6 protein-coding genes and 1 pseudogene are annotated in these 5,338 nt (G+C 66.0%); 6 read left to right on the top strand and 1 reads right to left on the bottom strand.

Going from position 1 to position 5,338, the window contains the following annotated elements:
* From BGN97_RS10565 to nrdF, 3 genes and pseudogenes are all read left to right on the top strand, one after another.
* A pseudogene (locus BGN97_RS10565) lies at positions 1-263 on the top strand (ribonucleotide-diphosphate reductase subunit alpha); the annotation flags it as partial.
* A gap of 34 nt (positions 264-297) precedes the next feature.
* Complete coding sequence (locus tag BGN97_RS10560; protein ID WP_292701078.1) at positions 298-1,095, top strand: NUMOD3 domain-containing DNA-binding protein; 798 nt, start codon at positions 298-300, stop codon at positions 1,093-1,095.
* A complete protein-coding gene (nrdF, locus tag BGN97_RS10555; RefSeq protein ID WP_292701075.1) occupies positions 1,092-2,072 on the top strand; it encodes a class 1b ribonucleoside-diphosphate reductase subunit beta in 981 nt (326 codons plus the stop codon). Before BGN97_RS10560 ends, nrdF begins: the two co-directional genes overlap by 4 nt.
* A 60-nt stretch (positions 2,073-2,132) precedes the next feature.
* Here nrdF and BGN97_RS10550 read toward each other — a convergent pair whose 3' ends face one another.
* Positions 2,133-2,459, bottom strand: coding sequence for a VOC family protein (locus BGN97_RS10550; protein ID WP_292701073.1), 327 nt, complete (start codon positions 2,457-2,459; stop codon positions 2,133-2,135).
* Between the two features lie 42 nt (positions 2,460-2,501).
* Between BGN97_RS10550 and BGN97_RS10545 the strand changes: the two genes are divergently transcribed.
* The 3 genes from BGN97_RS10545 to BGN97_RS10535 all read left to right on the top strand — a co-directional run.
* Positions 2,502-3,035 carry a GNAT family N-acetyltransferase gene (locus tag BGN97_RS10545; protein ID WP_292701070.1) on the top strand — a complete coding sequence of 178 codons (534 nt, stop codon included), beginning with the start codon at positions 2,502-2,504 and terminating at the stop codon, positions 3,033-3,035.
* A gap of 114 nt (positions 3,036-3,149) precedes the next feature.
* On the top strand, positions 3,150-4,271 hold the full coding sequence (locus BGN97_RS10540; RefSeq protein ID WP_292701229.1) for an acyl-CoA desaturase: 1,122 nt from the start codon (positions 3,150-3,152) through the stop codon (positions 4,269-4,271).
* Between the two features lie 112 nt (positions 4,272-4,383).
* Positions 4,384-5,338: serine/threonine-protein kinase (locus BGN97_RS10535; RefSeq protein ID WP_292701067.1), on the top strand; the 955-nt coding region annotated here is incomplete at its 3' end.

Here is a 5,338-nt window from a genome sequence, read left to right as displayed (position 1 = left end):
CGAACGACAACCTGGAGTACTACCAGGACGCGTACGAGATCGGCTACGAGAAGGTCATCGACACGTACGCCGCCGCCACCCAGCACGTGGACCAGGGCCTGTCGCTGACGCTGTTCTTCAAGGACACCGCCACCACCCGCGACATCAACAAGGCGCAGATCTACGCATGGCGCAAGGGCATCAAGACGATCTACTACATCCGCCTGCGTCAGATGGCCCTCGAGGGGACCGAGCTCGACACCTGCGTGTCCTGCATGCTGTGACGGGTCGATAGAGATGGTTGGAGAGTCGAGTCGCGTGGAGGCGTCGCCGATCGTCGGCGTCGTCTACGCGGCTCGGCTCTACGAGTCGGGTGAGTACCGCTATGTCGGGATCACTTCCAAGACAGTGGAGTTCCGGCGGCGCCAGCACCTGAAGGCTGCGCGTGCCGGCAGGAAGACCCCGTTCTACGACTGGCTCCGAAAGATGGAGACCGACGAGGACGTGTACTTCCAGCCCATGGAGCTCGTCATCAACACGTCTCTGGATGATCTCGGTGAAGCCGAGCGGCGCTGGATCGCGAAGCTGCGTCGCAAGGGTCATCGTCTGCTCAACCTGACTGAAGGCGGACTCGGCCCGCGCGGTTACGTCTGGACCGAGGAGCAGCGCAAGGCGGCTGGCGACAGATCCCGCGGCCGCAAGAGGGCGAACGTTCCAACCGGAGTTGATCACCCGAGCTGGGGAACCAGGCGGACTGACGAGCTGAAGGCGCACTGGTCCAGGACCCGCAAGGGGATGAACTCCGGCGCGGACAATCCGAACTTCGGGAAGTTCGGCCCTGAGCATCCGAGTTTCGGTCATCGTATGACGCCCGAGGCGCGTCAGCAGTTGTCGGAGATGCGCCGAGGCGAGAACAATCCGAACTTCGGCAAGACCGCAAGCGCGGAGACTCGCACGAAGATGTCAGCCGCCCGGAAGGGACGACCGATGCCCTCGAGCCGTCGAAGCGCGCACACACGACACCACACCAACAAAGGCGTATTCAAGGACACCTGTATGCATTGCATCGAAGACCTCCGTGCATTGCGATCCAACAAGAACGAGGAAGAAGAATGACCCCCTCTCCGAAGCTGCAGCTGGTCAGCCACGTCGACGCGATCAACTGGAACCGCATCCAGGACGACAAGGACCTCGAGGTCTGGAACCGCCTGGTGAACAACTTCTGGCTGCCGGAGAAGGTGCCGCTGTCGAACGACGTGCAGTCGTGGAACACGCTCACCGCCGAGGAGCAGCTGCTCACGATGCGCGTGTTCACCGGCCTCACCCTGCTCGATACGATTCAGGGCACGGTCGGCGCGGTGTCGCTGATCCCCGACGCGATCACTCCGCATGAGGAGGCCGTGTACACCAACATCGCCTTCATGGAGTCGGTGCACGCCAAGAGCTACTCCTCGATCTTCTCGACGCTCGCGTCGACGAAGGAGATCGACGAGGCCTTCCGCTGGTCGACCGAGAACCAGAACCTGCAGAAGAAGGCGCAGATCATCATGGAGTACTACCGTGGTGACGACCCGCTCAAGCGCAAGGTGGCCTCCACGCTGCTGGAGTCGTTCCTGTTCTACTCGGGCTTCTACCTGCCGATCTACTGGTCGTCCAAGGCGAAGCTGACGAACACGGCGGACTTGATCCGCCTGATCATCCGCGACGAGGCCGTGCACGGCTACTACATCGGCTACAAGTACCAGCGGGGACTCGAGACCGAGACGCCGGAGCGTCGCGACGAGCTGAAGGACTACACCTTCTCGCTGCTGTACGAGCTCTACGACAACGAGGGGCAGTACACGCAGGACCTCTACGACGGCGTCGGCCTGACCGAGGACGTCAAGAAGTTCCTGCACTACAACGCCAACAAGGCCCTGATGAACCTGGGCTACGAGGCGATGTTCCCCTCCACGGTCACCAACGTTAACCCGGCGATCCTGGCTTCGCTCTCGCCGAACTCGGACGAGAACCACGACTTCTTCAGCGGTTCCGGGTCGAGCTACGTGATCGGCAAGGCTGAAGCGACCGAGGACGACGACTGGGACTTCTGAGTCGGATCTCGAACGACGGGAGGGTGGATGCTGCACAGCATCCGCCCTCCCGTCCTTCGCTCACTGCGCGCCGTAGTCCGGGATCTGCTGCAGCGTCCAGGTGTTGCCGTCGGGGTCGTCGAAGGTGACGAACCGGCCCCACGGCTGCTCGTCGACGCCGGAGGCCTCGACGCCGAGCCTGCGCAGGTGGGACAGCGCCTCGTCAGCATCCGGCACGACGACCTGGATCGAGTTCTGCTGACCGGGCTCGAGCCCGCTTCCGAAACCCGTGCCGAAGGCGATGGAGCAGGCCGATCCGGGAGGGGTCATCTGCACGAAGCGCAGCTCGTCGGAGACCTGGTGGTCGTGATCGGGGTTGAAGCCGATCATCGTGTAGAACTCGGGCATCGGGCGCTTCCGGGTGTCAGAGGCCCATGAGAGCGTAGCCGCGTGGACACGATACGACTGCGGCTCTGGACGGCCGAGGACATCGACCTGCTTCGCGCGGCGAACACTCCCGAGATGACGGCGCACCTGAACGGCCCGGAGACCGAGGAGCAGGTCATCGACCGCAACGAGCGGTATCTGCGACTGGGAGCGGCGGGGGAGGCCCGCAACTTCGTGATCGTGGACGCCCACGATCGGCCCCTCGGATCCATCGCGTACTGGCGCGCCGACTGGCGAGGCGAGCCCGTGCTGGAAGCCGGCTGGTTCGTGCTCCCCGAGGCGCAGGGACGCGGCATCGCCTCGCGGGCCCTCGCGCTGGTCGTCGACGACGCCAGGGAGCATCGCGGAGCGCGGCGCCTGCTCACGGCTTTCCCCGCGGCGGACAACGCCGCCTCCAACGGTGTCTGCCGACGCGGAGGCTTCACGCACACCGGAACGTTCACCGAGGAGTTCCGCGGGGCGAACCTCACCATGAACGAGTGGGCGCTCGCGCTCGACGGGTCCGGAGCCGACACGTTCCCCACCTCACCGCGCTGACACCGCGAGGACACATGCCGTACGCCGCATATCGACGCGCGTACGCTGGGCACAGCGATCGGCATCCGCCCTTGGCTTCCAAAGCTCAAGGGCTCCGATCGACAGGAGAGCACCATCTCACTCACTCAGGTCGACACGATCAAGACCACCGTTCCCGCCCAGGGACGCATCCGACAGACGTACTCCGGCACTACGGAGTTCCCGCCGATGGCGCGCGCCTACAAGGATGTGCTGAACGTCATCCGCGATCTGGGCCTGCTGCGCCGCACGCCGGTGTTCTACACGCTGGTGGGGGTCGCCCTGCTGCTCGGCTTCGCGGGATGCGCCGTCGGCTTCATCCTGCTGGGAGACAGCTGGTTCCAACTGCTCATCGCGGGCGCGCTCGGCATCCTGTTCACACAGGTCGCCTTCCTCGCACATGAGGCCGCACACCGTCAGATCCTCTCGTCGGGCCCGGCTAACTTCCGTCTCGCACGCGTGCTCGCGGGGCTCATCGGCATGAGCTACTCCTGGTGGGATTCCAAGCACACCAAGCATCACGGCAACCCGAACATGGTCGGCAAGGACCCTGACATCGAGGTCGACACGATCTCCTTCCTCGACGAGGACGCGGCCCGCTCCCGCGGCGTCATCCGCTGGATCACGCAGCGCCAGGGGTGGCTGTTCTTCCCGCTGCTCACGCTGGAAGGACTGAACCTGCATCGCCTGAGCGTGGTGCATCTGGTCACGCCCGGTCGCGTGAAGGGGCGCTGGACCGAGATCGGCATCATCTCCCTGCGGTTCGCTCTGCTGCTGACGCCGCTGTTCCTGTTCCTTCCCGTGGGGATGGCGTTCGCGTTCCTGGGCGTGCAGATGGCCGTGTTCGGCCTCTACATGGGAGCCTCCTTCGCCCCGAACCACAAGGGCATGCCGATCATCTCCCCGGACGCGCGGCTCGACTTCTTCTCGAAGCAGGTCCGCACCTCGCGCAACGTGACCGGCGGCTGGTGGGCGACCTGGCTGTTCGGCGGCCTGAACTACCAGGTCGAACATCACCTCTTCCCCAGCATGTCGCGTCTGAACCTCTCCCGCGCCCGCGAGGTGGTGCGAGACTACTGCGCGGCGAATGACGTTCCGTACACCGAGACGACCCTGCTGCAGTCCTACGGCATCGTCGTGCGCTATCTGAACCGGGTGGGCCTCGCCGCACGCGACCCCTTCGACTGCCCGATCAGCGCCCAGTACCGGCCGGTGTGACCCCGCCCCTTGCAGATCTCGGCCGCGCAGTCAATGCGGAAGCCGAACGAGCGGCATCGTCCTAGAGTCTCCGAACGTGCGGCACCCGAGCCGCAGGATTCAGGAGTGTTCGATGCCCGCCATCGACGACCAGGCGACGGAGTCGCTGCTCGACGGTCGATATCGCCTCGAAGCGCGAGTCGGACGAGGGGCGACGTCCGTGGTGTACCGCGCCGAGGACCTGCTTCTCGGCAGACCTGTGGCGATCAAGCTGCTGCGCCAGTCCGATGAGACGCCCACATCGCTCGAGCGGGTCCGCACCGAGATCGCGCTGCTCGCGAATCTGAAGCATCCCTCCCTGGTCACGCTCTACGACGCGCGACTCGACCCAGGGCATCCGCAGTACCTGGCGATGGAGTACGTCGAGGGCCCCACGCTGGCCTCGCGGCTGCTGGGCGGGCCGCTCGCCGGCGTCGAGGCGGCATGCGTCGCCCGTGACCTCGCGGCGGGCCTGGATGCCGTGCACCGCGCGGGCATCGTGCACCGGGACGTCAAGCCCTCGAACGTGCTGATGCCGGAGACGAGCCGCCCCGGCGATCACACCTCCGCGAAGCTGACGGACTTCGGCATCGCTTTCGACGTGGATGATCCGAGGCGCACGTCGCCGGGAATCGCCATCGGCACCGCTGCCTACATGGCGCCGGAGCAGGTGCGCACCGCCGAGCTCACGACGGACGTCGACGTGTACTCGCTCGGTCTCGTGCTGATCGAGGCGCTCACCGGTGAACCGGCCTTCCCGGTCGCGGGTCGGGTGCAGACCGCGCTGCGACGGCTGACCGAGCATCCGGTGATCCCGGAATCACTGGATGCGAGATGGCGGACGCTGCTCGCGCGCATGACGCGCGACGACCCGGCGGAGCGGCCCTCGGCCGCCGAAGTGGCAGCGGAGGCCGAGGCGATCCGCCGCACGGAGACGCCCAGCCGTGACACGCGCACCGCGCCTCCGACCCCCGCCCCGTCATCGCATCGCGACGCGGACGCGGGGTCCGATGACGACGCGCGGACCGGGCCGACGCGCGCGTACACCG

It is taken from the genome of Microbacterium sp. 69-10, assembly GCF_001897945.1.
Lineage (GTDB): Bacteria > Actinomycetota > Actinomycetes > Actinomycetales > Microbacteriaceae > Microbacterium.
The sequence above is the reverse complement of the archived record's forward strand: the minus strand, read 5'-3'. Positions and strand labels throughout refer to the sequence as shown.